This window comes from Metabacillus litoralis, from assembly GCF_003667825.1.
GTDB classification, from domain to species: domain Bacteria; phylum Bacillota; class Bacilli; order Bacillales; family Bacillaceae; genus Metabacillus; species Metabacillus litoralis_B.
In genome coordinates, this window is sequence record NZ_CP033043.1 from 950,510 (window position 1) to 975,963 (window position 25,454).

Below are 25,454 nucleotides of genomic sequence, written 5' to 3' on the forward strand. Positions count from 1 at the left end.
TGTTTTTATGCTTTACTGGACCCTCTCATGTCCAGTTGGCTATCTTTTAAGATAGCATCGCCTGCATGGACAATTTTTTAAGTCCTCGAAGGGTTGTCCAGCATTAGCACTAGCCTTTACGTGTGTAGAGCTAATGAGATGTGATCCGCTGATCAACTTCTTTTTAATCGCTGTTTCCAAAATTTCGATGAAGATCTCCTCGAACAATTCCCTTTCTGCAAAATGGCGTTCGTAATTCTTCCTGAAGGTGGAGAAGTGAGGAACAGAATCACGGAATTCCTATCCAAGAACCAACGAATGCCATATTGGTCTGGGTTTCCTTGATTGTCTGACGCATAGAGCGAATACCAAAGATATATTGGATGAATGGGAGCTTGATTAACAGAACTGCATCAATGCTTGGGCGACTCACTTCCGAATAGAAATCCTTAACTCGATCATAGATGAAAGAGAAGTCTATGTCAGCTTCAGCTTACGGACCAAATGATCTTAAGGAACAAGCTGATCTACGGTAACCATCTCTAATTGATCTCGTGCGATTGTACTCTTCTGTGATAACATCTTAATCACCTCATATTATGTTTTATTACTGCTGCACATAAAGTTTAAAGTTTCTGTTGATTGTAGTGGAAGGCGCGCAGACTCCTGCGGGAGCAGCTGGACAGGTGAGACCCCGCAGGAGCTAGCGACGAGGAGGCTCACCGCCAGCCCCGCGGAAAGCGAAGCGCCTGAAACGGAAATCAACAGCCCCCTTTCACCTCAAGCCAAAATAAAAACACTGTGAACACCATGCTGAACTAACTGTTACTTAATTCCAGTATATGTTAGACCAATCTTACGCAAAATGAACTTGTTAACAAAATAATCTTTAGACAGGTGAAGAAAATATGGGAGCACCAAAGAAGCTTGATTTACTTGCATTATCATCTGTTCCTCTTGTTATGACATTAGGAAATTCAATGCTGATTCCTGTTTTACCTCTCATCTCAAAAAAATTAAATATTAGTGCCTTTCAAGTATCTTTGATTATTACCGTATATTCAATTGTAGCGATTATTTTAATTCCAATAGCGGGATACTTATCAGACCGGTTTGGGCGAAAAATTGTGATGGTTCCATGTTTAATTATTGCTGGGGTAGGTGGAGCGGTTTCTGGATGGGCTTCTTGGAAATTTGAAGATCCTTACATATGGATCTTAATAGGACGTGTGCTTCAAGGAATTGGTTCTGCAGGGGCGGCACCAGTTGTTATGCCACTAGTAGGCGATATGTTTAAAAGTGATGAAGAAATAAGTGCTGGCCTTGGGTTAACTGAAACAGCAAACACTGCTGGTAAGGTGTTGAGTCCTATAATTGGTGCAGCTCTTGCAGCCTTTTTATGGTTCCTACCGTTTTGGTTTATTCCTTTTTTTAGTTTAGTTAGTGTTTTGCTAGTAGCCTTCCTTGTAAAAGTACCAAAAACAAAAGATAAAGAAGTACAAACAGTCAAGGAGTTTGCCCACTGTGTAAAAGGTATTTTTGCTGAAAATGGTAAATGGCTTTTTGCCATTTTTGCTGTTGGATGTATTATCATGTTCGTTCTATTTGGAATTTTGTTTTTCTTGTCGGACATGTTAGAAAAACAATATAACATTAATGGAGTTAAAAAAGGGTTAGTTTTAGCTATTCCATTGCTGGCTTTATCGATTAGTTCTTTCATATCTGGAAAGAAAATAGGTCAAAGTAAAAATCTAATGAAAACCGTTATTATCGTTGGCATGGGATTAGTTACAATTTCATTTATTGCATTAAGAGTACAACACACCTTGATGTTTTTAATTTCTTTCTTAGTTTTAACTGGGATAGGTATTGGGATTACCCTACCAAGTTTAGATGCTTTAATTACAGAGGGTATTGAAAAAGAAGAAAGAGGGACAATTACCTCAATATATAGTGCAATGAGATTTATTGGTGTTGCGGCAGGGCCTCCAGTTTATTCTTATTTAATGTCTGTTAGTGAACATCTTGTCTATTACATCTCTGCTGGTTCAAGTGTTATAGCAGTTATGGTTGTGTTACTCTTTATCCAGGTTAAGGATCTAGAAAAGGATCCAAAGCAAATGCCAAAATTGGCTTAAAGAGACCGAAATCTTCGGTCTCTTTTTGTATAGAATTTTATGATAAGAGTTAGGATAAGATAGTAATTAAAAGTGTATTATTTCCTTTATTATCCTTGTATTGATATAATTACAAACAAATTGAAAATAGTAAAAAGGAGGGTCTTCATGTCTTATTTTCATGAACAGCAAACAGATGTAAATGGTCTATCTTTGCATACAGTCTCAACATCAAAGTTCAAAACAAATACGATTGTCCTTAAGTTATTAGCCCCTTTAAGTGAACAGGATGTTACATATAGAGCACTATTACCATATGTACTTCAAAGAGGGACAAAAAACTTCCCATCTAGCACTGTTTTAAGACAGCATTTGGATGAACTTTATGGTGCAACACTACATGTTGATTTATCAAAAAAAGGTGAAAATCACATCATTTCTTTTCGAATGGAAATAGCAAACGAAAAATTTCTAACAGATGCTACTCCATTATTAGAACAAGGGATTAAATTTTTATCAGAAATTTTATTGCAACCAGTCACAGAAAATGAAGCATTTCAGGATGAAATAGTTTCCCAAGAAAAACGTACCCTCAAGCAACGTATTCAATCTGTGAATGATGACAAAATGAGGTATTCTAATTTAAGACTTGTACAAGAAATGTGTAAAAATGAGCCATATGCTTTACATGTAAATGGTGAAACAAAAGATGTTGATAAAATTGATGCAAAATCTTTGTATGAATATTATCAAAAATGCATTCAGACAGATCATATAGATTTGTATGTTGTTGGTGATCTTGATCAAGGCGAAGTCGAAGGGTATGTGAATAAATATTTTACTTTTGACAACAGCCGCCAACCTGTAGTCCAAACCCCTTACACTACGAAAGAGATAAAAGAAAAAGAAGTAATTGAAGAACAGGATGTAAAGCAAGGAAAGTTAAACATCGGTTATCGAACAAATAGTACGTATAAAGATGAGGATTACTATGCCCTGCAGGTCTTTAATGGTATTTTCGGTGGTTTTTCACATTCAAAATTGTTTATCAATGTTCGCGAAAAAGCGAGTTTAGCTTATTATGCAGCCTCAAGGGTAGAAAGTCATAAAGGTTTATTAATGGTTATGTCAGGTATTGAGGTTCAAAACTATGATCAGGCAGTTTCGATTATAAAAGAACAGATGGCTGCAATGAAAAACGGAGATTTCACTAAACAAGAGTTTGAGCAAACCAAGGCTGTCATTCGAAATCAATTACTAGAAACTGTTGATACTGCTTATGGCTTAGTTGAAATTGTTTATCATAACGTTATCGCAAATATAAATCGATCATTTGAGGACTATTTAAATGGCATTGAAAAGGTAACAAAAGAAGAGGTAACTAAAGTTGCTCAGAAGATTGAGCTAGATACAATTTATTTCTTAAAAGGAATGGGGGGAACGGCATGACAACAAATCCTATTCGCTTCGATCAATTACAAGAATCATTATATTACGAAAAAATGTCAAATGGGCTTGATGTCTATGTGTTACCTAAAAAAGGTTTTAACAAAACTTATGCCACTTTTACGACAAAATACGGATCAATTGATAATCGATTTGAACCATTAAATGAAAAAGAGATGATTTCTGTACCGGATGGAATTGCTCATTTTCTTGAACATAAATTATTTGAAAAAGAAGATGGAGATGTATTCCAGCAGTTTAGTAAGCAAGGAGCTTCGGCAAATGCTTTCACATCCTTTACAAGAACAGCATATTTATTTTCTAGCACAAGCTCAGTTGAACAAAACTTAGAAACATTAATTGATTTTGTTCAAGAGCCCTACTTTTCAGAAAAAACAGTGGAAAAAGAAAAGGGAATTATCGGTCAAGAAATAAATATGTATGATGATAATCCTGATTGGCGTTTATATTTTGGATTAATTCAAAATTTATATCAAAATCATCCTGTTAGAATTGATATTGCCGGAACAGTTGATTCTATTGCTAAAATTACGAAGGATTCCTTGTATGAATGTTATAATACTTTCTACCATCCAAGTAACATGCTCTTATTTGTTGTGGGTGCTGTTGAACCAGAGGAAATATTAAAGCAAGTTAGAACGAACCAAGATAAAAAAGATTTCACAGCTCAACCTGAAATAAAAAGGGAGTTCCCAGATGAACCAGTTGGGGTATTTAAAAAAATTGAGAAATTAAAGATGAATGTTCAAAGCTCAAAATGTTTAGTTGGATTAAAAGCTAAAAATCCTAATCGAGTGGGAAAAGAACTGTTGAAATTTGAGCTTTCTATGAATATAATTCTCGATATGCTCTTCAGTAAAAGTTCAAAGCACTACGAGGAATTATATAAAGAAGGCTTAATTGATGACACATTCAGCTATGATTATACAGAAGAAAAAGGGTTTGGGTTTGCTATGATCGGTGGAGATACGGAAAATCCAGATCTTCTTGCAGACAAAATTAAACAAGTATTATTTAGTGCCAAAAACGATGGTGTGGATTTCACAACATTCCAGGCAACTAAAAAGAAAAAAATTGGGGCATTTCTGAGAGCCATTAATTCACCTGAATACATTGCCAATCAATTTACACGTTATGCATTTAATGAGATGAACCTTTTTGATGTAGTCCCAATGTTAGAATCGTTAACTCAAGAAGATATGACAAACGTATTACAAGAAGCAGTAGATGAAGAGTTATTTTCAGTATGTCAAGTGGTGCCTAAATAATTATTGAAAAGGTCTGACTCAGTCAGATCTTTTTTCAGTATAATAGGGAAGCAGTAATACCTTTAAAAGGAAGCTAACATCAGGTACATATAGAATAATTACTAAAGGAGACGTTATGGATAAGTACGCACTTATAACTGGGGCGAGTGGTGACATCGGCATGGCCATTTCCAAAAAATTAATTAGTCAGGGGTATCATCTATATGTTCATTATCATCAAAATGAAAAGGTATTAAATGAACTGAAAAGCTTGTATAAAGACAGCTTAATTCTCCCAATTAAAGCTGATTTGACAAGTAAAAAGGGTGTACAAGAATTACTTGAACATATACATATGCCTGTTGAATTGGTTGTTTTTAATAGTGGGACGAGTCATTATGGGTTGGTAACAGATCTAAATGATGTAGAGATTGATCAAATGGTAGAGCTACATATAACGAGTCCATTTCGTTTAATACAAAAGCTAATCCCCTCGATGATTACAAAACGTAAAGGTAATATTATATTCATATCATCTATTTGGGGGATTACAGGTGCTTCTTGTGAGGTCTTGTATTCAATGGTGAAAGGTGGACAAAATGCTTATGTGAAGGCTCTCGCAAAAGAGCTGGCACCAAGTCATATTAGAGTTAATGCCATTGCACCAGGAGCGATTTCTACTAAAATGCTTGCTCAATTTACAGAAGAGGAATTGATTCAGCTACAAGAAGAAATTCCACTAGGAAGACTGGGTAAACCTGATGAAATTGCAGAGACTGTAACTTTTTTATCATCAGAAAAATCCTCCTATATAACAGGTCAAGTAATTTCCGTAAATGGTGGATGGATTTAAAAAAAGAAATTGGTATAGAATACTTCTTTCCTTGGAACAATAATCTTGTATCAATTATAAAGGAGGAACTCCTATGTCTGTATTAGATAATTGGAATGAGTGGAAAAATTTCCTAGGTGATCGTTTAGATCATGCCCAAAACGAAGGAATGAACGATCAAGTTATTTCTAACTTAGCGTTTGAAATTGGTGATTATTTAGCGAAACAAGTAGAAGCTAAAAACCCACAAGAAAAAGTACTAGCAGATTTATGGAGTGTAGCTTCTGAGCAAGAACAACATGCGATTGCAAACATGATGGTTAAACTTGTTCAAAACAATGGTTCACACTAAGAGAGGAGAGATCCTCTCTTTTTCTTTGATTCAACAGGTGATCTATTTTAGTTTAGAAATCATTTTAACTTATACGTTTCTTTCTCTCTTTCTTCTTTGAGAAAAATCATTTATTATAAATAATAGTGGTTGTTTAAAGAGGAGGGTTTAATTTGCCATATGAGTGGTACTTGGAATATGAGATTCAAAAGAACCGTCCCGGTTTATTAGGAGATGTGTCTTCCTTATTAGGGATGTTGGCAATTAATATTATTACAATTAATGGAGTTGACGATTCCCGTCGAGGTCTTTTACTAAAGTGTGAAAGTAATGATCAAGTCCGCAGACTTGAATCAATTTTAAATACAATGGATAACATAACTGTTACAAAGCTTAGAGTTCCAAAACTTCGTGATCGATTAGCGGTTCGACATGGTCGTTATATTCAAAGAGATGCCGACGACAAAAAAACTTTCCGATTTGTGCGTGATGAACTTGGACTATTGGTTGATTTTATGGCAGAATTATATAAGCAAGAAGGCCATAAGTTAATTGGAATTCGAGGGATGCCTCGGGTGGGAAAAACAGAATCAATTGTGGCTTCAAGTGTTTGTGCAAATAAAAAATGGTTGTTTGTTTCTTCTACGTTACTTAAACAAACCATTCGTAGTCAGTTGATTGCTGATGAATATAGTGAAGATAATGTGTTTATTATCGATGGAATTGTTTCAACGAGAAGAGGATCTGAAAAACACTTACAGCTTGTAAGAGAAATTATGAGGCTTTCTGCTACTAAGGTTGTTGAGCATCCTGATATATTTGTACAGAATACAGAGTATACAATTGATGATTTTGATTACATAATAGAAATTCGCAACGAGCCTGACGAGGAAATTACATATAAAGATGTTGAAGAAGGACCAACAATGTTTGACTCTTCAAGTCTTTCAGGATTTGACTTTTAATTATGGGGTGTTACGGTTGAGTGAACTAGGAAATCGACTGAAACAAGCAAGAGATGAAAAAAATATGAGCTTGGACGATCTCCAGGAAATAACAAAAATTCAAAAGCGTTATTTAATTGGCATTGAGGAAGGCAATTATGCAATGATGCCTGGTAAATTTTATGCAAGAGCATTTATAAAGCAATATGCTGAAGCAGTTGATTTAGATCCGGAAATGCTTTTTGAAGAATACAAGAACGATGTACCAAGCACACACAAGGAAGATGTTCCTGAGCAGTTATCAAGAGTAAGAACACATAAACAATTGCCAAAATCTGCGTCTAAGTTTCTAGACTTTTTACCTAAGCTTTTAACGATAGCTGTAGTTGTAGTAGTGGCTATTTTATTATGGCTCTGGAGACAAGATGCAGCTAAAGATAACGCAAATAATGAAAACAATGTGTCTGAAGCAAATGACGTTGAATTTGAAAAAGTAGAAAATACGACAACAACTGATGATGAGGCAAACGAAGAGGAACCTGCCCAGGAAGAAGCTCCTCAAGAGGAAACAACAGAGCCAGAAGAACCTGAAACAGCTGCTCAAAGCCTTTCTGTAGTGGAAGGATCAACAACGACTTATGAGCTATCAGGTGCTGAAAAGTTTCAGCTGGAAGTTGTTGCAAAGGATCGGACATGGGTTAGAGTTAGAAACGGAAAAGGTAAAACATTCTATGGAGAAGAAATTCCTAAAGGTGAAACAAAAGTAAATGATTTAACCGCAGAATCAGAAATAACAATTAGAGTTGGAAATGTACCAGGGACAGACTTAAAAATTAATGGTGAGCTCCTGCAATATCAAGATACAAAAACCACGCCACAGGACATCACCATCATTTATAAGAAAGAATAGGGGACTGACTCAGGAAGAAGAGTATGAACCACTACATTTTTAGTAGGGGTTCATACTCTTTAACGGGTCGTCCCATTTTGCATGTCAATGCTAAAGTTTAATCAAAATGGAGGAATATACATGAATTTGCCGAATAAAATTACCATTTCAAGGATTCTTTTAATACCAGTTTTTATGGTTATAATGTTAGTCCCATTTAATTGGGGGGAATTAACGTTTGGTTCAGAATCAATCTTAACAACTCATTTTGTAGGAGCTATTCTATTTATTGTTGCATCAACAACTGATTGGATTGATGGTTATTATGCAAGGAAATTGAATCAAGTGACGAATCTAGGGAAATTTCTGGATCCATTAGCAGACAAGCTACTCGTGTCAGCAGCTCTAATTATATTAGTGGATTTGGGAGCTGCACCCTCCTGGATGGTTATTCTTATTATAAGTCGAGAATTTGCAGTAACCGGTCTTCGCCTTGTGTTAGCGGGAGAAGGTGAGGTAGTGGCAGCCAACATGTTAGGGAAAATCAAGACATGGACGCAAATTATTGCCATTTCAGCTTTATTACTTCACAACTTACCATTCGAATTTATGAACATTCCGTTTGCTACAATTTCTTTATGGGTTGCAACATTCTTTACTGTTTATTCTGGTTGGGACTACTTCATTAAAAATAAACAAGCCTTTGTAAATTCTAAGTAAGGGGGATTGTTCATGAATATAAGAACAGAGATTATCGCCGTTGGTTCGGAGTTGCTTTTAGGTCAAATAGTAAACTCTAACGCTCAATTTTTATCACAAGAGTTAGCTGAACTTGGCTTGAGTGTATATTATCATACCGTAGTAGGAGATAACCCTTCCCGTCTAGAATCAGCAATTAACATTGCAAAGGAACGTTCTAATGTTATCATTTTTACTGGAGGCCTCGGTCCGACTAAGGATGATTTAACAAAAGAAACAATTTCAAAAGTGTTAGGAAGAGAGCTAACGTTTGATGTGGAAGCTTTAGAAAGTATCGAACGTTATTTTACTCAAACAAAACGTATCATGTCTGAAAATAATAAAAAACAAGCATTGGTTATTGATGGCTCCTACATTTTAAAAAATGACTATGGTATGGCTCCTGGAATGGCTGTTGATATTGACGGAATGATTTATATGCTATTGCCAGGCCCACCTAGTGAAATGAAGCCAATGTTTGAGAATTATGGAAAAGAATATTTCCAAACAAAACTAGGTTTTCAAGATAAAATTATTTCACGTGTTTTAAGATATTTTGGAATTGGTGAATCCCAGCTTGAAACAGATATACATGATATTATTGATGAACAAACAAATCCGACAATTGCTCCTCTGGCAGCGGATGGAGAAGTAACATTAAGACTTACAGCGAAGCATAAGGATGAACATATTGCACAAAAACTCCTTGATCAAACAGAGAAAAGAATTAATGACCGTGTAGGTGAGTTTTTCTATGGTTATGAACAGACAACCCTTGTTCATGAATTAAATAAACTTTTGATGAAAAAAGGGAAAACAATTTCTGCAGCTGAAAGTTTAACAGGTGGAATGTTTTCAGAGTACATGACATCTTTAGATGGTGCTTCCCAAATTTTTAAAGGTAGTATTGTTTCTTATACAAATGAAGTGAAAGAGCAAATATTGAAGGTGCAAAAACGTACCCTTGAACAATTTGGTGCAGTTAGCGAGGAATGTGCAAGGGAAATGGCTGAGCAAATCCGAAAGCTCTCTAAAAGTGATATAGGCATTAGTTTTACAGGTGCTGCAGGACCAGAACCACATGAGGGGCAGCCTGTAGGGACAGTTTTTATTGCCATTTCTATGGGTGATCAGGAATCCAATGTTTTTAAACTGAATCTAGCTGGATCTAGAAAGGGAATTCGTGTTCGCTCGGTAAAGTATGGATGTCATTATTTAGTCAAACTATTAAACGAAATTGAATGATATAATGAAGTCTGTTAAGCACTAATCTAGTATTAGACATTTGCTTAGCAGTCTTTTTTTCTATGAAGAAAAGAGTCTGTTTTTGTTGTGAAAATCAACAAACTGTCTGAAAACAAGTGAAATTTAAAAATAAAACTCACTTACTATCTAAAATTCACTTTTTCTATATATAAAAAAGTAGATATATAGTGACTTTAAAACATTAAAATAAAATAATCGAATAAATGTTCGCTTTTTACTTGGCAAACAAGATAAAAACAGGTATATTTATTATAGATGAACTTTAAGGAGGAAATTTTGTGAGTGATCGTCAAGCTGCCTTAGATATGGCGTTAAAACAAATAGAGAAGCAATTCGGTAAAGGATCTATTATGAAATTAGGAGAGCAAACAGATCGAAAGGTATCAACTGTTCCAAGTGGTTCATTAGCACTTGATACTGCTTTAGGTATAGGTGGGTATCCTCGTGGTAGAATCATAGAAATCTATGGTCCTGAAAGCTCTGGTAAAACAACTGTTGCACTACATGCCATCGCTGAGGTTCAACAGCAAGGTGGTCAAGCAGCATTTATTGATGCTGAACACGCACTTGACCCTGTATATGCACAAAAACTTGGTGTAAACATCGATGAATTACTACTTTCACAACCTGATACTGGTGAACAGGCACTAGAAATTGCAGAAGCTCTTGTACGAAGTGGCGCCGTTGATATTTTAGTTATTGACTCGGTTGCAGCGTTAGTACCTAAAGCTGAAATTGAAGGTGAGATGGGTGATTCACATGTCGGTCTTCAAGCAAGACTGATGTCTCAAGCATTACGTAAATTATCAGGTGCTATAAATAAATCTAAAACAATTGCTATTTTCATTAACCAAATTCGCGAAAAAGTAGGCGTGATGTTCGGAAACCCTGAGACAACTCCAGGTGGTCGTGCTTTAAAATTCTATTCTTCTGTTCGTTTAGAAGTTCGCCGTGCTGAAACACTTAAACAAGGTAATGATATGGTCGGAAATAAAACTAAAATTAAAGTAGTTAAAAATAAGGTGGCACCTCCTTTCAAAGTAGCAGAAGTTGATATTATGTACGGTGAAGGAATTTCAAAAGAAGGCGAAATTATCGATATGGGTTCGGATTTGGATATTGTTCAAAAGAGCGGTTCTTGGTATTCGTATAATGAAGAACGTTTAGGTCAAGGTCGAGAAAATGCCAAACAATTCCTAAAGGAAAACCCTGAAATACGTTTAGAAATACAAGGTAAAATCCGTAAACATTATGGTCTAGACGAAGAAGTTACTGCACCAGATGAAAGTCAAGAAGAGATGAATTTATTAGGGGAATAAGCATTTAATTAAGGGGCGTTTTGCCCCTTTTTTATTTTGTGTGCCAGGCATGTTCATCAACTAGACGGTGAAAGTCCGTTATGGGCGTCGGGATAGCGAACCATTAGTCGAAGGCAAGGGTGTCCATGGCGACATGGAATCTGAAGGAAGCCCTAGGCAAATCCTTGGTCTGAGGTATACGAATCACATTAGAGGTCGTTATTTTAGGACGAGTTTGCAAAACAAAACAAAGTCCAAAATATCCTCGGTAGAATAGCGATAAATGTGGCAGATATATGAGGAGAAAGTGGATGAACTTACCCTGGGAGATCTCTTAGGCACCCTTTAAAATAGGAACTTACATAGTGATATGTAACTGAACTAAGAGAAGTCAGCTGAAGTCGTAGTACCATCTAACGATGGGAAGGACGGAACGAAAGGAGGAACCCTGTTAGAGTAACATGACAAGGAAACAAAGACACAGCCAACCATTAGATGACTAAAGATAGAGGTGATACTCGGAAAGTAAGAGTCTATCTTTAGAGTGGAGTTATCCTTGTGCAATCTCAAGAACATGGGAGCCAATATGAAATCAGATAAAACATTAATTGAACAAATTCTCGATAGAGATAATCTAAACTCTGCCTTCAAGAAGGTTAAGAAGAACAAAGGAGCAGCAGGTGTCGATGCGAAAGATGTAGAAGCTACTCGCCTTTATCTGAAGGAAAATGGGCTAGAGATTATCCACTTAGCGAGAGAAGGAAAATACAAGCCTCAACCAGTTAGAAGGGTAGAGATACCAAAATCAAATGGCGGAAAAAGAAAACTAGGAATCCCCACTGTGACGGACCGAGTGATTCAACAAGCAGTCGTTCAAAAGTTAACTCCTATCTTTGAAAAGCAATTCAGCGAATATAGTTATGGTTTCCGTCCTAATAGAAGTGCCCATCAAGCAATTGAACAGGCAAGAAGTTACATTGAGGAAGGTTATACGTATGTGGTGGACATCGACTTGGAGAAATTCTTTGACAAAGTGCAACACGACAAACTAATGGCACTAATCGCAAAGACGATTGATGACAAGCCAACCTTGAAACTAATTCGAAGATTTCTACAAGCTGGGATCATGGAAAACGGTGTGGTGACAGTAAATAGAGAAGGCACACCACAAGGTGGTCCATTAAGTCCACTACTTAGTAACATTATTCTAAATGAATTGGATAAGGAACTTGAGAAACGAGGACACAGATTCGTCCGGTATGCGGACGACTGTAACATCTACGTTAAAAGCATAAAAGCTGGAGAACGAGTTAAGGTCGGGGTAACTCAATTTATTGAAAGAAAGCTTAAACTAAGGGTAGATGAGGAAAAGAGTGCAGTGGGAAAGCCGAACGCACGTGTATTCTTAGGGGTGAGCTTCTACCGAAAGAAAACGAGAGTATACGTGCCAATAAAGTCGAAGGAAAGATTCGAAATGAAATTAAAGAAGCTAACGAATCGTAATTGGGGAGTAAGTATGGAATTTCGGATTATGAAGATAAATCAACTCATTCAAGGCTGGGGCAACTATTTTAAAGTGGGAGACATAAAGAAATACGCAGAAAAGATAGATGCCCATACAAGACGCAGATTAAGAGCGTGTAGATGGAAAGAGTGGAAGAAACCGAAAACAAGATACAAAAACCTGATTAAACTCGGTGTCTCAAAAGACAAGGCAAAAAGATGCGCCAATTCAAGGAAGAAATATTGGCGCATCTCCAAAAGCCCTCAACTAGATTTTGCCTTAAACAATGAATATTGGCAAAAGTTAGGCTTAAAATCTTTATATAATGTGATTTCATAAACTTTCGAACCGCCGTATACGGATCCGTACGTACGGTGGTGTGAGAGGTCGGCGCCGTGAGGTGCCTCCTACTCGATTATTTTAAAAAATAATGTGAAATTTGTCTAAATACATATGGATTATAGAATTTTATTAGTAAGAAAACGATAAATAATCTTTGCATAAAATATTGTGACATAATTCTACAAAAATCATCCTTTTTCGCTAGTTATCACAAAGGTCATGGAAATAAGATTGAACAAAATGCTTAGAAACATTATAATGACAGGCTTGACAAGAAAAATTCACAGATTTACAATTGAGATGTATATTTTACAATTTTGTAGAATGATGATTGAAGCATTTTGAAAGCCGAAAATGTTGGTACTTGAAAAAGTCTTATGTCAAATAGTTTAAAGACGCAAGGTTCAACATGAAAACAAAGCTTTGTGCTGTATGTTGACAACTTATAATTGAACAATGTACATGCCGACACTTTAATCTAGAAAAAACAAGTTCATAGCAAGAGGAGGTGTAATAATGGACGTAGTATCAATAATCATCTCCATTTTGCTTGGCCTAATCGTCGGTGCAGTTGTTGGCTATTTTGTTCGTAAGTCTATTGCCGAAGCAAAAATTGCTGGTGCTAGTAATGCAGCGGAGCAAATTCTTGAAGAAGCAAAGCGTGATGCTGAGGCTACTAAAAAGGAAGCGCTTCTTGAAGCGAAAGATGAAATTCATAAGCTCCGCACAGATGCAGAACAGGAAGTTCGTGAGAGAAGAAACGAGCTTCAAAAACAAGAAAATCGCTTATTACAAAAAGAAGAGAATCTGGATCGTAAGGATGAGTCTTTAGATAAACGTGAAGCGATGCTAGAGAGAAAAGAAGGTTCTCTTAATGAAAGACAACAGCATATTGAAGAGATGGAAAGCAAAGTGGACGAGGTTGTGCGTAAACAGCAAACAGAGCTTGAGCGCATATCTAGCCTTACAAGAGATGAAGCAAGAGGAATAATTCTTGAAAAGGTAGAAAATGAACTCACACATGATATCGCTGTAATGATCAAAGAAAGCGAAAATCGTGCTAAAGAAGAAGCTGACAAGAAAGCGAAAGAAATCCTGTCACTTGCTATTCAACGATGTGCGGCAGATCATGTAGCTGAAACTACTGTTTCTGTTGTTAATCTTCCAAATGATGAAATGAAAGGTCGTATTATTGGACGTGAGGGACGTAATATTCGTACGTTAGAAACATTAACGGGGATAGACCTTATCATTGATGATACACCTGAGGCAGTGATCCTGTCAGGTTTTGATCCAATTCGACGTGAAACGGCAAGAATTGCCTTAGACAAGCTTGTTCAAGATGGTCGTATTCACCCAGCACGTATTGAAGAGATGGTTGAGAAATCTCGTCGTGAAGTGGATGAATATATTCGTGAAATTGGAGAACAAACAACGTTCGAAGTTGGAGTTCATGGGCTTCATCCTGACTTGATCAAGATTCTTGGTCGATTGAAATTTAGAACAAGTTACGGTCAAAATGTTTTGAAGCACTCTATGGAAGTTGCGTTCTTATCAGGATTAATGGCTGCTGAGCTTGGAGAAGATGAATTACTGGCAAAACGAGCTGGTTTACTTCATGATATTGGAAAAGCTATAGACCATGAAGTTGAAGGTAGTCATGTGGAAATTGGTGTAGAACTTGCGACAAAGTATAAAGAGCATCCTGTTGTCATTAACAGCATTGCATCACACCATGGTGACACAGAACCTACATCGATTATTGCGGTTATTGTGGCAGCTGCTGATGCATTATCTGCAGCAAGACCAGGTGCACGTAGTGAAACACTAGAAAATTATATTCGTCGACTAGAAAAGCTTGAAGAAATATCTGAATCTTACGAAGGTGTTGAGAAATCATTTGCCATTCAGGCTGGCCGTGAGGTTCGTATCATGGTTAAACCTGATAGCATTGATGACTTACAAGCACATCGCTTAGCAAGAGATATTCGAAAACGAATTGAAGAAGAGCTCGATTATCCGGGTCATATAAAAGTTACTGTGATTCGTGAAACAAGAGCTGTTGAATACGCAAAATAAAGTGGTGCAGAAATGCGCCACTTTATTTTTGCTCAATTTTGTGTAACACTAAATCTATGAACGACGGATCCTGTGTGAGTTCAACAAAAAAAGTCTAGACAGTAAGATGAGAGAAAGGAAGTACATATGAAAATTTTATTTATAGGTGATGTGTTTGGTTCACCTGGTAGAGATATGATTAAAGAGTACCTACCTAAACTGAAAACAAAATATCAGCCACATGCTATTATTATTAATGGAGAAAATGCTGCACATGGAAGAGGGATTACAGAAAAGATGTATCAGCAGTTTATTCAAGCTGGTGCCCATGTCATTACAATGGGGAATCACACTTGGGATAATCGTGAAATTTTTGAATTTATCGATAAAGCACCTAATATGATTCGCCCTGCGAACTTTCCAGAAAATAATCCTGGAAAAGGAATGGTATATGTAAATGTTGCAGGAAAAGAGATAGCTGTAATCAATTTGCAAGGCCGTGCATTTTTGCCACCTTCTGATTGTCCATTTAAAAAGGCTGATGAGCTAATTGAACAAGCCAAAAAGCGTACATCTATTATTTTTGTTGATTTTCATGCAGAAGCAACTAGTGAGAAACAGGCAATGGGCTGGTATTTAGACGGGCGTGCATCAGTTGTTGTTGGGACGCATACGCATGTTCAAACAGCTGATGATAGAGTTTTAGACAAAGGAACAGCGTATATTACAGATGTTGGTATGACTGGGCCTTATGATGGCATATTAGGCGTAGATAAAGAAATGATTTTAAAACGATTTCTTACAGGTCTACCTGTTCGTCATGATGTGGCTAATGGTAGAACCCAATTAAGTGGCATTGTGGTTGATATTAACGATAAAACGGGCAAGGCTACAAAAATTGAAAGAATTCTTATTAATGATGATCATATGTTTTTTGAATAGCAATTAACATAAATGATTGAAAGAAATGAGAGTGGGAGACGAACGGGTGGGAATATTGTTGATCTATTGTCATTAAGGAATACACTTCATTCAGACGATTCTTCAAATTACATAATGTAGCATAACATTTAGAATTTTTCGAAATAATGTGCGAACAAGCAGGAATATTTTCCAACTCTAGTGAATATAGTATCAATGGATATATAACTAACACTGTTTAAAAGGAATGTTGGGGAGCTCCTTTTAAACAAGATATGCCAATGATTGTTCTAATGAACACTCAAGGATTCATTGAAAATGAAGGGGGAACTAGAAATGGAAATATTAAAGGTTTCAGCAAAGTCAAATCCTAATTCAGTCGCTGGTGCATTAGCTGGAGTATTAAGAGAAAGAGGTGCAGCTGAAATTCAAGCAATTGGTGCTGGTGCTCTTAATCAGGCAGTGAAAGCTGTAGCAATTGCTAGAGGCTTTGTTGCTCCAAGTGGTGTTGATTTAATATGTATTCCTGCTTTTACGGATATTCAAATAGACGGAGAAGAACGTACAGCTATTAAACTCATTGTGGAGCCAAGATAAGCTTCATTCATGATGGAAGAGTTGTAGGTAACATAGGGGTTTGACTCAATAGGAGTCAAACCCTGTTTTTTTTTTTACATTGTATCCTATTAATAGATTAAACTAGTCTAACGTACGAGAGGAGAAGATCATACATGGCACTATTTGATGCGCATTGTGATATGTTATTTAAGATATGGGAAGACCCAACTATAAATGTTTCTGAAGATGAGAAGTTACATGTTTCTATCTCAAAGTTAAAGAAAATGGAAAAACCAATACAATGCTTTGCTATTTTTGTACCAGAACGCGTCCCATTTGTTCATAAACTAGATGTGGCTCAGCAACAAATTAACATTTTTTATCAAAAAGTTCTAAATGAGTTTAATGAGGTCAAATTGCTTAAAACAAAATCAGATATCGACCATTTAAAAGAGGAAGAAATAGGAGCTATTTTAACTTTAGAAGGCTGTGATGCAGTCGGTGACCGGCTTGAAAATCTTGAATTATTGTATGAACTTGGAATTCGTTCAGTTGGCTTAACGTGGAATTACGCAAATCTTGTGGCAGATGGTGCACAAGAAACAAGGAATGCAGGTATAACGAATTTTGGTAGGGAAGTTATCGCATTCTTAAATAAGAAAAGGTTATGGACAGATTTATCTCATGCAAGTGAAAGAAGCTTTTGGGAGGGATTGGATTTAGCTGATTATCCGATTGCGTCACACTCTAATACTCATCATCTTTGTCCACATGTAAGAAACTTAAAGGATGAGCAAATTGTTGCGCTTTTTAGGAAAAACGGAATGATAGGTATAACATTTGTTCCTTTTTTTACGACAAATCATGATCAACCAAAGATTAAGGACTTGTTAAAGCATATAGATCATTTATGTTCGTTAGGTGGAGAAAATCATATTGGGTTTGGATCTGACTTTGATGGAATAGAACAAACAATCGAAGGACTTGAAAATTACTTGTGTTATGAACTATTTATCAACGAGCTTCAACGTCATTATCCAGAATCTTTAGTTGAAAAATTTATCTATCAAAATTTTGTGAATCATGTTTCATATTAATAAAAATCAGCTTTTTCAATTCGATAAACTTTTGAGTAAAGTCTTGTAATTTTTTCTTGTTAGGTCTAAAATTGAATACGTTTAGTATTAATTCCAATAATTTCACTAGAGTTTAGAAATTTCTATAAAACTGAACGTTATTGAAATGTGAAAAAGATAGAATAATAAAACATATTGCTTTAAATGAGGGGTGTAGAAACACATGATTAGTCAACTTTCATGGAAAGTTGGGGGACAGCAAGGAGAAGGAATTGAAAGTACAGGTGAAGTATTCTCTATTGCATTAAACCGACTAGGGTATTATTTATATGGCTATCGTCATTTTTCTTCTCGAATTAAAGGTGGTCACACCAATAACAAAATTCGTGTAAGCACAACAAAAGTTCAAGCAATTTCGGATGATCTTGATATTTTAGTAGCTTTTGACCAAGAAACAATTGATGTCAATTTCCACGAACTTCGTGCAGGGGGAATTGTGCTTGCAGATGCTAAATTTAATCCTACTATTCCAGAAAATGAGCATATAACTCTATTTTCAGTTCCCTTTACTGAAATTGCAACAGAGCTTGGAACTTCTTTAATGAAAAATATGGTCGCTATTGGCGCAACAAGTGCAATACTTGATATTGAACCAAGTCAATATCATGAGGTTGTAAATGAAATCTATGGCCGAAAAGGCGAACAAATTGTAGAGAAAAATATGCAGGCGATTGAAAATGGAGCAAAATATTTGAAAGAACAACTTGAGTTCCAACGTCAGGATCTCTATTTAGAGAAGGCAGACGGTAAAAAACGTATGTTTATGATTGGAAATGATGCGATCGCTTTAGGAGCCATTGCAGGTGGCTCACGTTTTATGGCTGCATATCCAATTACACCTGCTTCAGAAATTATGGAATATTTAATTAAAAAATTACCGAAGTTCGGCGGTGCGGTTATTCAAACAGAAGATGAAATTGCTGCTTGTACAATGGCAATTGGAGCCAACTATGCTGGAGCTCGTACATTTACAGCATCTGCAGGACCTGGCTTATCTTTAATGATGGAAGCAATCGGTCTATCAGGTATGACGGAGCAACCACTTGTTATTATTGATACACAACGTGGGGGTCCAAGTACAGGTTTACCAACCAAACAGGAACAATCGGACTTAATGGCTATGATTTATGGTACTCATGGAGAGATTCCGAAGGTTGTAATGGCTCCAAGTACAGTTGAAGAAGCATTCTACGATACTATTGAAGCGTTTAATATCGCTGAAGAATATCAAGTTCCTGTTATTTTATTATCAGATTTACAGCTTTCTCTTGGGAAGCAAACAGTAGAACCACTAGATTACAGCAAAATTGAAATTCGCCGTGGTAAGCTTGTTGCAGAGGAGCTTCCAGAAGTTGAAAACAAAGCATACTTTAAACGTTTTGAAGTAACTGAGGATGGTGTTTCTCCTCGTGTCATTCCAGGCGTGAAAAACGGAATTCACCATGTCACAGGGGTTGAACATGATGAAACAGGTAAGCCATCGGAATCTGCTTTGAATCGTGTAGCTCAAATGGATAAACGTTTAAGAAAACTTAATAACATGCAATTTAATAACCCTGTTTATAAAAATGTTCAGCATGAAAATCCTGATGTTTTACTCGTAGGTTATTTATCAACACGTGGAACTATTGAAGAAGCTATGCAGCGTCTAGAAGCTGATGGAATAAAGGTAAATCACGCTCAAATCCGCCTTATTCATCCATTCCCAAGCGATGAAATCCTTCCATTAGTTGAAGCGGCTAAAAAAGTAATTGTCGTAGAAAATAATGCAACAGGTCAACTTGCGAGTCTTCTTAAAATGAACGTAGGATATGCGAATAAGATTTCTTCTTTACTAAAATATGATGGTAATCCATTCCTACCTCATGAAATTCATACTAGAAGCAAGGAGTTGATCTAACATGGCAGCAACATTTAAAGATTTTCGTAATAATGTAAAACCAAACTGGTGTCCAGGCTGTGGTGACTTTTCTGTACAAGCAGCAATTCAACGTGCAGCGGCGAATGTTGGACTAACGCCTGAAGAGCTTGCAGTTGTTTCTGGTATTGGCTGCTCAGGGCGTATTTCAGGTTACATTAATTCATATGGATTCCACGGAATTCATGGTCGTTCTTTACCAATTGCACAAGGTGTTAAAATGGCAAATAAAGACTTGACTGTTATTGCCTCTGGTGGAGATGGCGATGGATTTGCAATTGGAATGGGTCATACTATTCACGCTATTCGTCGTAATATTGACATTACTTATATTGTCATGGACAACCAAATTTATGGATTAACAAAAGGACAAACTTCTCCTCGAAGTGATGCTGGATTTGTGACGAAGAGCACTCCACAAGGTTCAATTGAATCTGCATTATCGGTTATGGAAATGGCCTTAACAGCTGGTGCTACATTTGTAGCACAAAGCTTCTCTACAGACCTTAAAGATTTAACAGCATTAATTGAAGCAGGTATTAATCATAAAGGATTTTCGTTAATTAACGTGTTCAGTCCTTGCGTAACGTATAATAAAGTAAATACGTACGATTGGTTTAAAGAGAATTTAACAAAGCTTTCAAATGTAGAAGGGTATGACCCACATAATAAAGAAGTGGCGATGCAAACTCTTATGCAGCATAATGGATTGGTTACGGGTTTAATCTATCAAAATACAGAACAAAAATCTTATCAAGAAAGTATTAATGGGTATAGTGAAACACCTCTTTCTCAAGCTGATTTAACAATAGATGAGGAAGAATTTAATAAAATGTTAGCGGAATTTATGTAGTGACTTAAGAGAGGACTGATTTTATTATGCAGTCCTCTTTTTTGCTATAAAAAAATCATTGAGGAAGAATTAGGTAAAATGAATCATATTTAATATTTTATTTTATAAGCAGCCAATCGTCCACTGTGTACGGACGCTGATGTTTACAAAAAAATATCACATGTTAAAATGTTGTTAAATATGCTTTTGTAATTAAGGGGTGTTCACTGTGAACGGAAAAATGAAAGCGCTTATAAAACATCATAGAGGATACGGGGCACAGTTAGAAATGGTAACCATTCCACAAATTTCAGAAAATGAAGTATTAATTAAAGTAAAAGCAACATCAATTTGTGGGACTGATGTTCATATTTATAAATGGGATGAGTGGTCAGCAAGTAGAGTAAATCCACCTTATATTTTTGGTCATGAGTTTTCTGGAGAAGTTGTTGAGATTGGAGATAAAGTGACAAATGTTAAAGTGGGTGATTCTGTTTCCGCGGAAACACATTTAGTCTGTGGAAAATGTCCGCAGTGTTTAACGGGTAAAGCACATATTTGCAATGCTACTAAAATCATTGGTGTTGATACTGGAGGGTGTTTTGCAGAGTTTGTTGCGCTGCCTTCAACAAACTTATGGAAAAATCCTAAAGATATGCCATATGATCTTGCCTCTATTCAGGAACCAATGGGAAATGCTGTTCACACCGTGTTAGCAGGCGATGTAATTGGTAAAACAGTTGCTGTTATCGGGTGTGGCCCAATTGGAATAATGGCTGTAGGAATAGCAAAAGCTGCTGGTGCAGCTCAGGTCATTGCGGTAGATATAAATGAATATCGATTACAGCTAGCAAAACAACTCGGTGCAACGACAATTGTGAATTCGAAATGCCAAGATCCTTTACAAGTTGTATATGAATTAACTTATGGTCATGGAGTAGAGGTTGTATGTGAAATGTCAGGTCAGCCTGTTGCAATTAACCAGGGGTTTAAAATGGTAACAAATGGAGGGCGCGTGTCGATTCTAAGTTTACCTACAAAACCAGTCGAATTTGATGTTACAAATGATATTGTTTTTAAAGGGATAACGATTCAAGGAATAACCGGGAGAAAAATGTTTGAAACATGGAAGCAAGTTTCCGCTTTAATTCATTCAGGACAGGTCAATGTAAAATCACTTATTACACATAGATTTTCTTTAGAGCAATATGAAAAAGGTTTTGAGTTAATGATGGATGGTAATTGTGGAAAAGTAATTTTACACCCATAAATGAAAGTGCTTACAATTTCACAATGAAAGTATTTATAACTAAATTACAGGAGGAGATTAAAATGAACGGTTTTGAGTTTTTGCGATTAGAGTTAGAAGAAATGAAGAAACAGGGAACATTTCGTCAATTAATACCTTTAGAATCTGACCAATCATCGAGAGTGGTAATTAATGGTAAAAAAGTTATCCAGTTGTCTTCAAACAATTATTTAGGATTAACTTCGCATCCTCGCTTACGCTCTGCGGCACTTAAGGCTGTTGAAAACTATGGGGCAGGAACAGGGTCAGTGCGAACGATTGCTGGTACTTTTACTATGCATAAAGAGTTAGAGGAAAAACTTGCTGAATTCAAACATACTGAATCTTCATTAGTTTTTCAATCCGGGTTTACAACTAATCAAGGGGTACTTTCTTCTATTTTAACTAATGAGGATGTTGTGATTTCAGATGAATTAAATCATGCTTCCATTATTGATGGTATTCGGTTAACGAAGGCTGCTAGGAAGGTTTATAAACACGTAGACATGTTAGACCTTGAAAGAGCACTAAAAGAATCAGAGAATTATAGAGTACGTGTTATTGTGACTGATGGCGTATTCTCCATGGATGGTAATATTGCCCCTTTACCTAAAATTGTAGACCTAGCAGAAAAATACCATGCATTGGTAATGGTTGATGATGCACATGCTTCAGGGGTATTAGGAGAAAATGGGCGAGGTACGGTTAACCATTTTGGCTTAGATGGGCGTGTTCATATACAAGTGGGAACGTTAAGTAAAGCTATAGGTGTTTTGGGAGGTTACGTAGCTGGACCAAGAACACTTATTGAGTATTTAATTCATAAAGGCAGACCATTTTTATTTAGTACATCTCATCCACCTGCAGTTACAGCCGCATGCATGGAAGCGATAAATGTTTTAGTAGAGGAACCACAATTAATTAAGAGACTGTGGGAAAATACAAGGACTTTTAAAGATGGTTTGGCGAAACTTGGATTTAACACTGGGAAAAGTGATACTCCTATAACGCCGATAATTGTTGGGGATGAGGCATTAGCACACAGATTTTCTGACAAATTGCTAGAGTATGGTGTATTTGCTCAAGGGATTGCTTTTCCTACTGTGGCTAAAGGTCACGCGCGCGTTCGGACAATTGTTACAGCAGAACATTCAATAGAGGATCTTGAAGAGGCTCTCAGTATTTTTGAGAAAGCGGGAAAAGAATTAAAGATTATCTAAATCTTTCTTTTACAGCACTATGTATAGTGCTGTATTTTGTTTGTCAGCGCATATTTACACTAAAAAATCGGACTAAAGTCTGGATAGAGTACACCTAAAACCTTTTGTAATCGACATGGTTCAGCAAAAATCGGGTAGTGACAGGCACCACAAAGTATAAAAACTTTATTTTCTGCCATTTTTCAGAAAGAAAAAAATGAAGTAAACTAGACTAAGAAGGAAATAGAAAAATAATAGATTAAATATGCAAGGTGAGAAAGAATGAAAATAATTATAGCTGAAAAACCTGACCAAGCTTCGACCCTAAGTGCACAATTTCAAAGAGTAAAGCGGGACGGTTATTTTGAGGTGAAACCTAATGATCTGTTTCCAGAAGGTGCTTATTTCACGTGGGCTATAGGTCACCTAACGCAATTAAGTAATCCAGAAGCATATAAGCCAGAATGGAAAAAGTGGTCTATTTCAATGTTACCTATTATTCCAGAAAGGTTTCAGTACGAAGTAACGAAATCAAAATCAAAACAGTTTTATATTATAAAACAGTTATTAAACAATCCAATCGTAACAGAAATCATTCATGCGGGTGATGCTGGGCGTGAAGGGGAGTTAATTGTCAGAAATATTATCAATTTGTCAGGTGTAAAAATGCCAATAAAGAGATTATGGATCTCCTCATTAACACCGGCTGCTATACAAACGGGATTTCGTCAGTTATTAGACGATGAAAAAACAAAAAATCTCTTTTATGAGGCTTATTCTCGTGCCTGTGCAGATTGGCTCGTTGGAATGAACGCCTCTAGAGTATATTCTTTATTGCTGAAAGAACGTGGTATGAATGATGTATTTTCAGCGGGGAGAGTTCAGACTCCTACACTTGCACTGATTGTTAAAAGAGAAAAGGAAATTGATTCTTTTAAACCTGAACCATTTTGGGAGGTTATTGCAACATTTAACATTAACGGTAAGAAATATAAAGGGAAATGGCATAAAGATCAGCAAACACGTGTGATGGATAAGGAACTAGCGAATAAAATAGCGGTGTTTTGCACCGGGAAACCTGCAGAAATTAAAGATTTGATAACTGAAAGAAAAGAATATCAACCACCTATGCTTTTTAATTTGTCCTCTTTACAGGCAACAGCAAACAAAGCATTTAAGTTTTCGCCTAAGAAAACATTAGATATCGTTCAATCACTCTATCAAAAGGGAATCGTTTCTTACCCACGAAGTGATTCAACGTATGTAACAGAGGGAGAGGCGGAACAATTTCCAGAGATTCTACAGAAGCTAAGTGGATTTGATCAATATAAAGAACTCTTTCCTTTGCCAGTTTCAACAATAGTAAAAAACCCTCGTTATGTGAACGAAAAAAAGGTAACTGATCACTACGCAATTATCCCAACTGAGCAAGTTAGGGACCCTAAAAAGCTCTCTTCTGATGAAGAAAAAATTTATGACATGATTGTGAGAAGGCTAATCGCTGCCCATTATGAAAAGGCAATTTTTGATTATTCTACCTTAACAACCCTTGTTGATGGACGTGCAGAATTTATAACAAAAGGGAAGCAGCAAATTCAAGAAGGCTGGCGTAAAGTCATCTATCAAAATGACAAGGATAAGGATGAGATTTTACCCAACCTTGAAAAGGGAGACTCCGGACATGTTGATAAGGTTGAAACAAAGGAAGGAAAAACCCAGCCACCAAAACGATATACAGAGGGACAATTAATTACCTTAATGAAAACTGCTGGTAAATATCTTGAGAATGATGAACTCGAAAAAGTACTAAGTAAGGTAGAAGGCTTAGGAACTGAAGCAACAAGAGCTGGAATTATCACAATGCTAAAAGATCGTAAATATATCGAGATTAAAAGAAATCAAGTATTTGCAACAGATAAAGCAAAAGTTCTTATTGAAGCAGTAGGAGATCATATTTTGGCTTCACCTGAAATGACAGCAAAATGGGAACAACGCTTATCAGAAATTGGAGAAGGTCAGGCATCACCATCTGTTTTTATGGAGCAGACAAAAAAATTGTCGACTAAAATAGTATCGGATGCTATAGAAATCTCTGCAAGTTGGAGTTTTGAAGGTTTAAAAGTAGAATCAATTCAGAGAACATCTTCTAAATATTCTTTAGGAAAGAAAATAGGTAAATGTAAGTTCTGTGATGGAAATGTAGTTGACAAAGGAGAGTTCTACGGCTGTTCAAACTACAAAGCTAATCAATGCAAATTTACAATTTCGAAAAAGATACTTGGTAAAAAAGTCTCACAAGCAAATGCTCAAAAATTGTTAAGTGAAGGTCAGTCCAATGTTATTAAAGGGTTTAAAAAGGGGGATAAAACCTTTGATGCAAGGCTTGAATGGAAGGACAACAAAGTACAATTCCTCTTTGAAGATACGAATGTAAAAAAATAGATTCGCATTTTGTCACAAAAACATGTACAATTCTTTACAGTATGGTTAAAAGATTGTGTTCTAACGCTAATATCGATATACTATTAAGTTGTATGTTTCTATATATTTTAAGTTAGTGAATGAAGAATTGCCTTTTTAAAAGATTATA

20 protein-coding genes and 1 pseudogene are annotated in these 25,454 nt (G+C 36.2%); 20 read left to right on the top strand and 1 reads right to left on the bottom strand.

Annotated features, from left to right (window positions below; genetic code table 11):
- Positions 1-102 precede the first annotated feature (102 nt).
- A pseudogene (locus D9842_RS26180) lies at positions 103-561 on the bottom strand (transposase); the annotation flags it as partial.
- Between the two features lie 326 nt (positions 562-887).
- Here D9842_RS26180 and D9842_RS04475 point away from each other — a divergent pair.
- From D9842_RS04475 to D9842_RS04570, 20 genes are all read left to right on the top strand, one after another.
- Complete coding sequence (locus D9842_RS04475; protein WP_121661462.1) at positions 888-2,117, top strand: bacillibactin exporter BcbE; 1,230 nt, start codon at positions 888-890, stop codon at positions 2,115-2,117.
- A 147-nt stretch (positions 2,118-2,264) separates the two neighbouring features.
- Positions 2,265-3,545 carry an EF-P 5-aminopentanol modification-associated protein YfmF gene (gene yfmF, locus D9842_RS04480; protein WP_121661463.1) on the top strand — a complete coding sequence of 427 codons (1,281 nt, stop codon included), beginning with the start codon at positions 2,265-2,267 and terminating at the stop codon, positions 3,543-3,545.
- Positions 3,542-4,831, top strand: coding sequence for an EF-P 5-aminopentanol modification-associated protein YfmH (gene yfmH / locus D9842_RS04485; RefSeq protein WP_121661464.1), 1,290 nt, complete (start codon positions 3,542-3,544; stop codon positions 4,829-4,831). The genes yfmF and yfmH overlap by 4 nt, the downstream gene beginning before the upstream one ends.
- Positions 4,832-4,946: 115 nt before the next feature.
- Positions 4,947-5,663, top strand: a complete 717-nt coding sequence (gene ymfI / locus D9842_RS04490) for an elongation factor P 5-aminopentanone reductase (protein ID WP_121661465.1) — start codon at positions 4,947-4,949, stop codon at positions 5,661-5,663.
- Between the two features lie 73 nt (positions 5,664-5,736).
- Complete coding sequence (locus D9842_RS04495) at positions 5,737-5,994, top strand: DUF3243 domain-containing protein (protein ID WP_121661466.1); 258 nt, start codon at positions 5,737-5,739, stop codon at positions 5,992-5,994.
- Between the two features lie 152 nt (positions 5,995-6,146).
- Positions 6,147-6,938 carry a DUF3388 domain-containing protein gene (locus tag D9842_RS04500; RefSeq protein WP_098796361.1) on the top strand — a complete coding sequence of 264 codons (792 nt, stop codon included), beginning with the start codon at positions 6,147-6,149 and terminating at the stop codon, positions 6,936-6,938.
- A 16-nt stretch (positions 6,939-6,954) separates the two neighbouring features.
- Positions 6,955-7,827, top strand: a complete 873-nt coding sequence (locus tag D9842_RS04505; protein ID WP_162987291.1) for a helix-turn-helix domain-containing protein — start codon at positions 6,955-6,957, stop codon at positions 7,825-7,827.
- Positions 7,828-7,947: 120 nt separating this feature from the next.
- A complete protein-coding gene (gene pgsA, locus D9842_RS04510; protein WP_121661468.1) occupies positions 7,948-8,526 on the top strand; it encodes a CDP-diacylglycerol--glycerol-3-phosphate 3-phosphatidyltransferase in 579 nt (192 codons plus the stop codon).
- 12 nt (positions 8,527-8,538) lie between these two features.
- On the top strand, positions 8,539-9,789 hold the full coding sequence (locus tag D9842_RS04515; protein ID WP_121661469.1) for a competence/damage-inducible protein A: 1,251 nt from the start codon (positions 8,539-8,541) through the stop codon (positions 9,787-9,789).
- Between the two features lie 299 nt (positions 9,790-10,088).
- Positions 10,089-11,129 carry a recombinase RecA gene (gene recA / locus D9842_RS04520; protein ID WP_121661470.1) on the top strand — a complete coding sequence of 347 codons (1,041 nt, stop codon included), beginning with the start codon at positions 10,089-10,091 and terminating at the stop codon, positions 11,127-11,129.
- Between the two features lie 565 nt (positions 11,130-11,694).
- Positions 11,695-12,951 (top strand): group II intron reverse transcriptase/maturase, encoded by a 1,257-nt coding sequence (gene ltrA, locus D9842_RS04525; RefSeq protein WP_121664937.1) that lies wholly within the window; start codon positions 11,695-11,697, stop codon positions 12,949-12,951.
- Positions 12,952-13,470: 519 nt separating this feature from the next.
- On the top strand, positions 13,471-15,033 hold the full coding sequence (rny, locus tag D9842_RS04530; RefSeq protein WP_285842646.1) for a ribonuclease Y: 1,563 nt from the start codon (positions 13,471-13,473) through the stop codon (positions 15,031-15,033).
- 126 nt (positions 15,034-15,159) lie between these two features.
- Positions 15,160-15,954: a TIGR00282 family metallophosphoesterase gene (locus D9842_RS04535; RefSeq protein ID WP_121661472.1), complete on the top strand. Its 795-nt coding sequence runs from the start codon at positions 15,160-15,162 to the stop codon at positions 15,952-15,954.
- 315 nt (positions 15,955-16,269) lie between these two features.
- The gene (spoVS, locus tag D9842_RS04540; RefSeq protein WP_003181955.1) at positions 16,270-16,530 is read left to right on the top strand and encodes a stage V sporulation protein SpoVS; all 261 of its coding nucleotides are present in this window, start codon (positions 16,270-16,272) and stop codon (positions 16,528-16,530) included.
- A 134-nt stretch (positions 16,531-16,664) separates the two neighbouring features.
- Positions 16,665-17,588 carry a dipeptidase gene (locus tag D9842_RS04545; RefSeq protein WP_121661473.1) on the top strand — a complete coding sequence of 308 codons (924 nt, stop codon included), beginning with the start codon at positions 16,665-16,667 and terminating at the stop codon, positions 17,586-17,588.
- A gap of 202 nt (positions 17,589-17,790) precedes the next feature.
- Positions 17,791-19,527, top strand: coding sequence for a 2-oxoacid:acceptor oxidoreductase subunit alpha (locus D9842_RS04550; RefSeq protein WP_121661474.1), 1,737 nt, complete (start codon positions 17,791-17,793; stop codon positions 19,525-19,527).
- A 1-nt stretch (position 19,528) separates the two neighbouring features.
- Positions 19,529-20,398 carry a 2-oxoacid:ferredoxin oxidoreductase subunit beta gene (locus D9842_RS04555; protein ID WP_121661475.1) on the top strand — a complete coding sequence of 290 codons (870 nt, stop codon included), beginning with the start codon at positions 19,529-19,531 and terminating at the stop codon, positions 20,396-20,398.
- Between the two features lie 208 nt (positions 20,399-20,606).
- On the top strand, positions 20,607-21,647 hold the full coding sequence (gene tdh / locus D9842_RS04560) for an L-threonine 3-dehydrogenase (RefSeq protein ID WP_180320414.1): 1,041 nt from the start codon (positions 20,607-20,609) through the stop codon (positions 21,645-21,647).
- 62 nt (positions 21,648-21,709) lie between these two features.
- Positions 21,710-22,885, top strand: a complete 1,176-nt coding sequence (locus D9842_RS04565; RefSeq protein ID WP_121661476.1) for a glycine C-acetyltransferase — start codon at positions 21,710-21,712, stop codon at positions 22,883-22,885.
- Between the two features lie 261 nt (positions 22,886-23,146).
- The gene (locus D9842_RS04570) at positions 23,147-25,306 is read left to right on the top strand and encodes a DNA topoisomerase III (RefSeq protein WP_121661477.1); all 2,160 of its coding nucleotides are present in this window, start codon (positions 23,147-23,149) and stop codon (positions 25,304-25,306) included.
- Positions 25,307-25,454: the final 148 nt, after the last annotated feature.

Coding starts and splice junctions, on each gene's coding strand:
- pgsA (WP_121661468.1), top strand. CDS start 7,948: ATGAATTTGCCGAATAAAATTACCATTTCAAGGATTCTTTTAATACCA.
- D9842_RS04570 (WP_121661477.1), top strand. CDS start 23,147: ATGAAAATAATTATAGCTGAAAAACCTGACCAAGCTTCGACCCTAAGT.
- D9842_RS04565 (WP_121661476.1), top strand. CDS start 21,710: ATGAACGGTTTTGAGTTTTTGCGATTAGAGTTAGAAGAAATGAAGAAA.
- D9842_RS04545 (WP_121661473.1), top strand. CDS start 16,665: ATGGCACTATTTGATGCGCATTGTGATATGTTATTTAAGATATGGGAA.
- D9842_RS04515 (WP_121661469.1), top strand. CDS start 8,539: ATGAATATAAGAACAGAGATTATCGCCGTTGGTTCGGAGTTGCTTTTA.
- D9842_RS04495 (WP_121661466.1), top strand. CDS start 5,737: ATGTCTGTATTAGATAATTGGAATGAGTGGAAAAATTTCCTAGGTGAT.
- yfmF (WP_121661463.1), top strand. CDS start 2,265: ATGTCTTATTTTCATGAACAGCAAACAGATGTAAATGGTCTATCTTTG.
- ymfI (WP_121661465.1), top strand. CDS start 4,947: ATGGATAAGTACGCACTTATAACTGGGGCGAGTGGTGACATCGGCATG.
- spoVS (WP_003181955.1), top strand. CDS start 16,270: ATGGAAATATTAAAGGTTTCAGCAAAGTCAAATCCTAATTCAGTCGCT.
- D9842_RS04550 (WP_121661474.1), top strand. CDS start 17,791: ATGATTAGTCAACTTTCATGGAAAGTTGGGGGACAGCAAGGAGAAGGA.
- D9842_RS04555 (WP_121661475.1), top strand. CDS start 19,529: ATGGCAGCAACATTTAAAGATTTTCGTAATAATGTAAAACCAAACTGG.
- D9842_RS04535 (WP_121661472.1), top strand. CDS start 15,160: ATGAAAATTTTATTTATAGGTGATGTGTTTGGTTCACCTGGTAGAGAT.
- rny (WP_285842646.1), top strand. CDS start 13,471: ATGGACGTAGTATCAATAATCATCTCCATTTTGCTTGGCCTAATCGTC.
- ltrA (WP_121664937.1), top strand. CDS start 11,695: ATGAAATCAGATAAAACATTAATTGAACAAATTCTCGATAGAGATAAT.
- yfmH (WP_121661464.1), top strand. CDS start 3,542: ATGACAACAAATCCTATTCGCTTCGATCAATTACAAGAATCATTATAT.
- D9842_RS04475 (WP_121661462.1), top strand. CDS start 888: ATGGGAGCACCAAAGAAGCTTGATTTACTTGCATTATCATCTGTTCCT.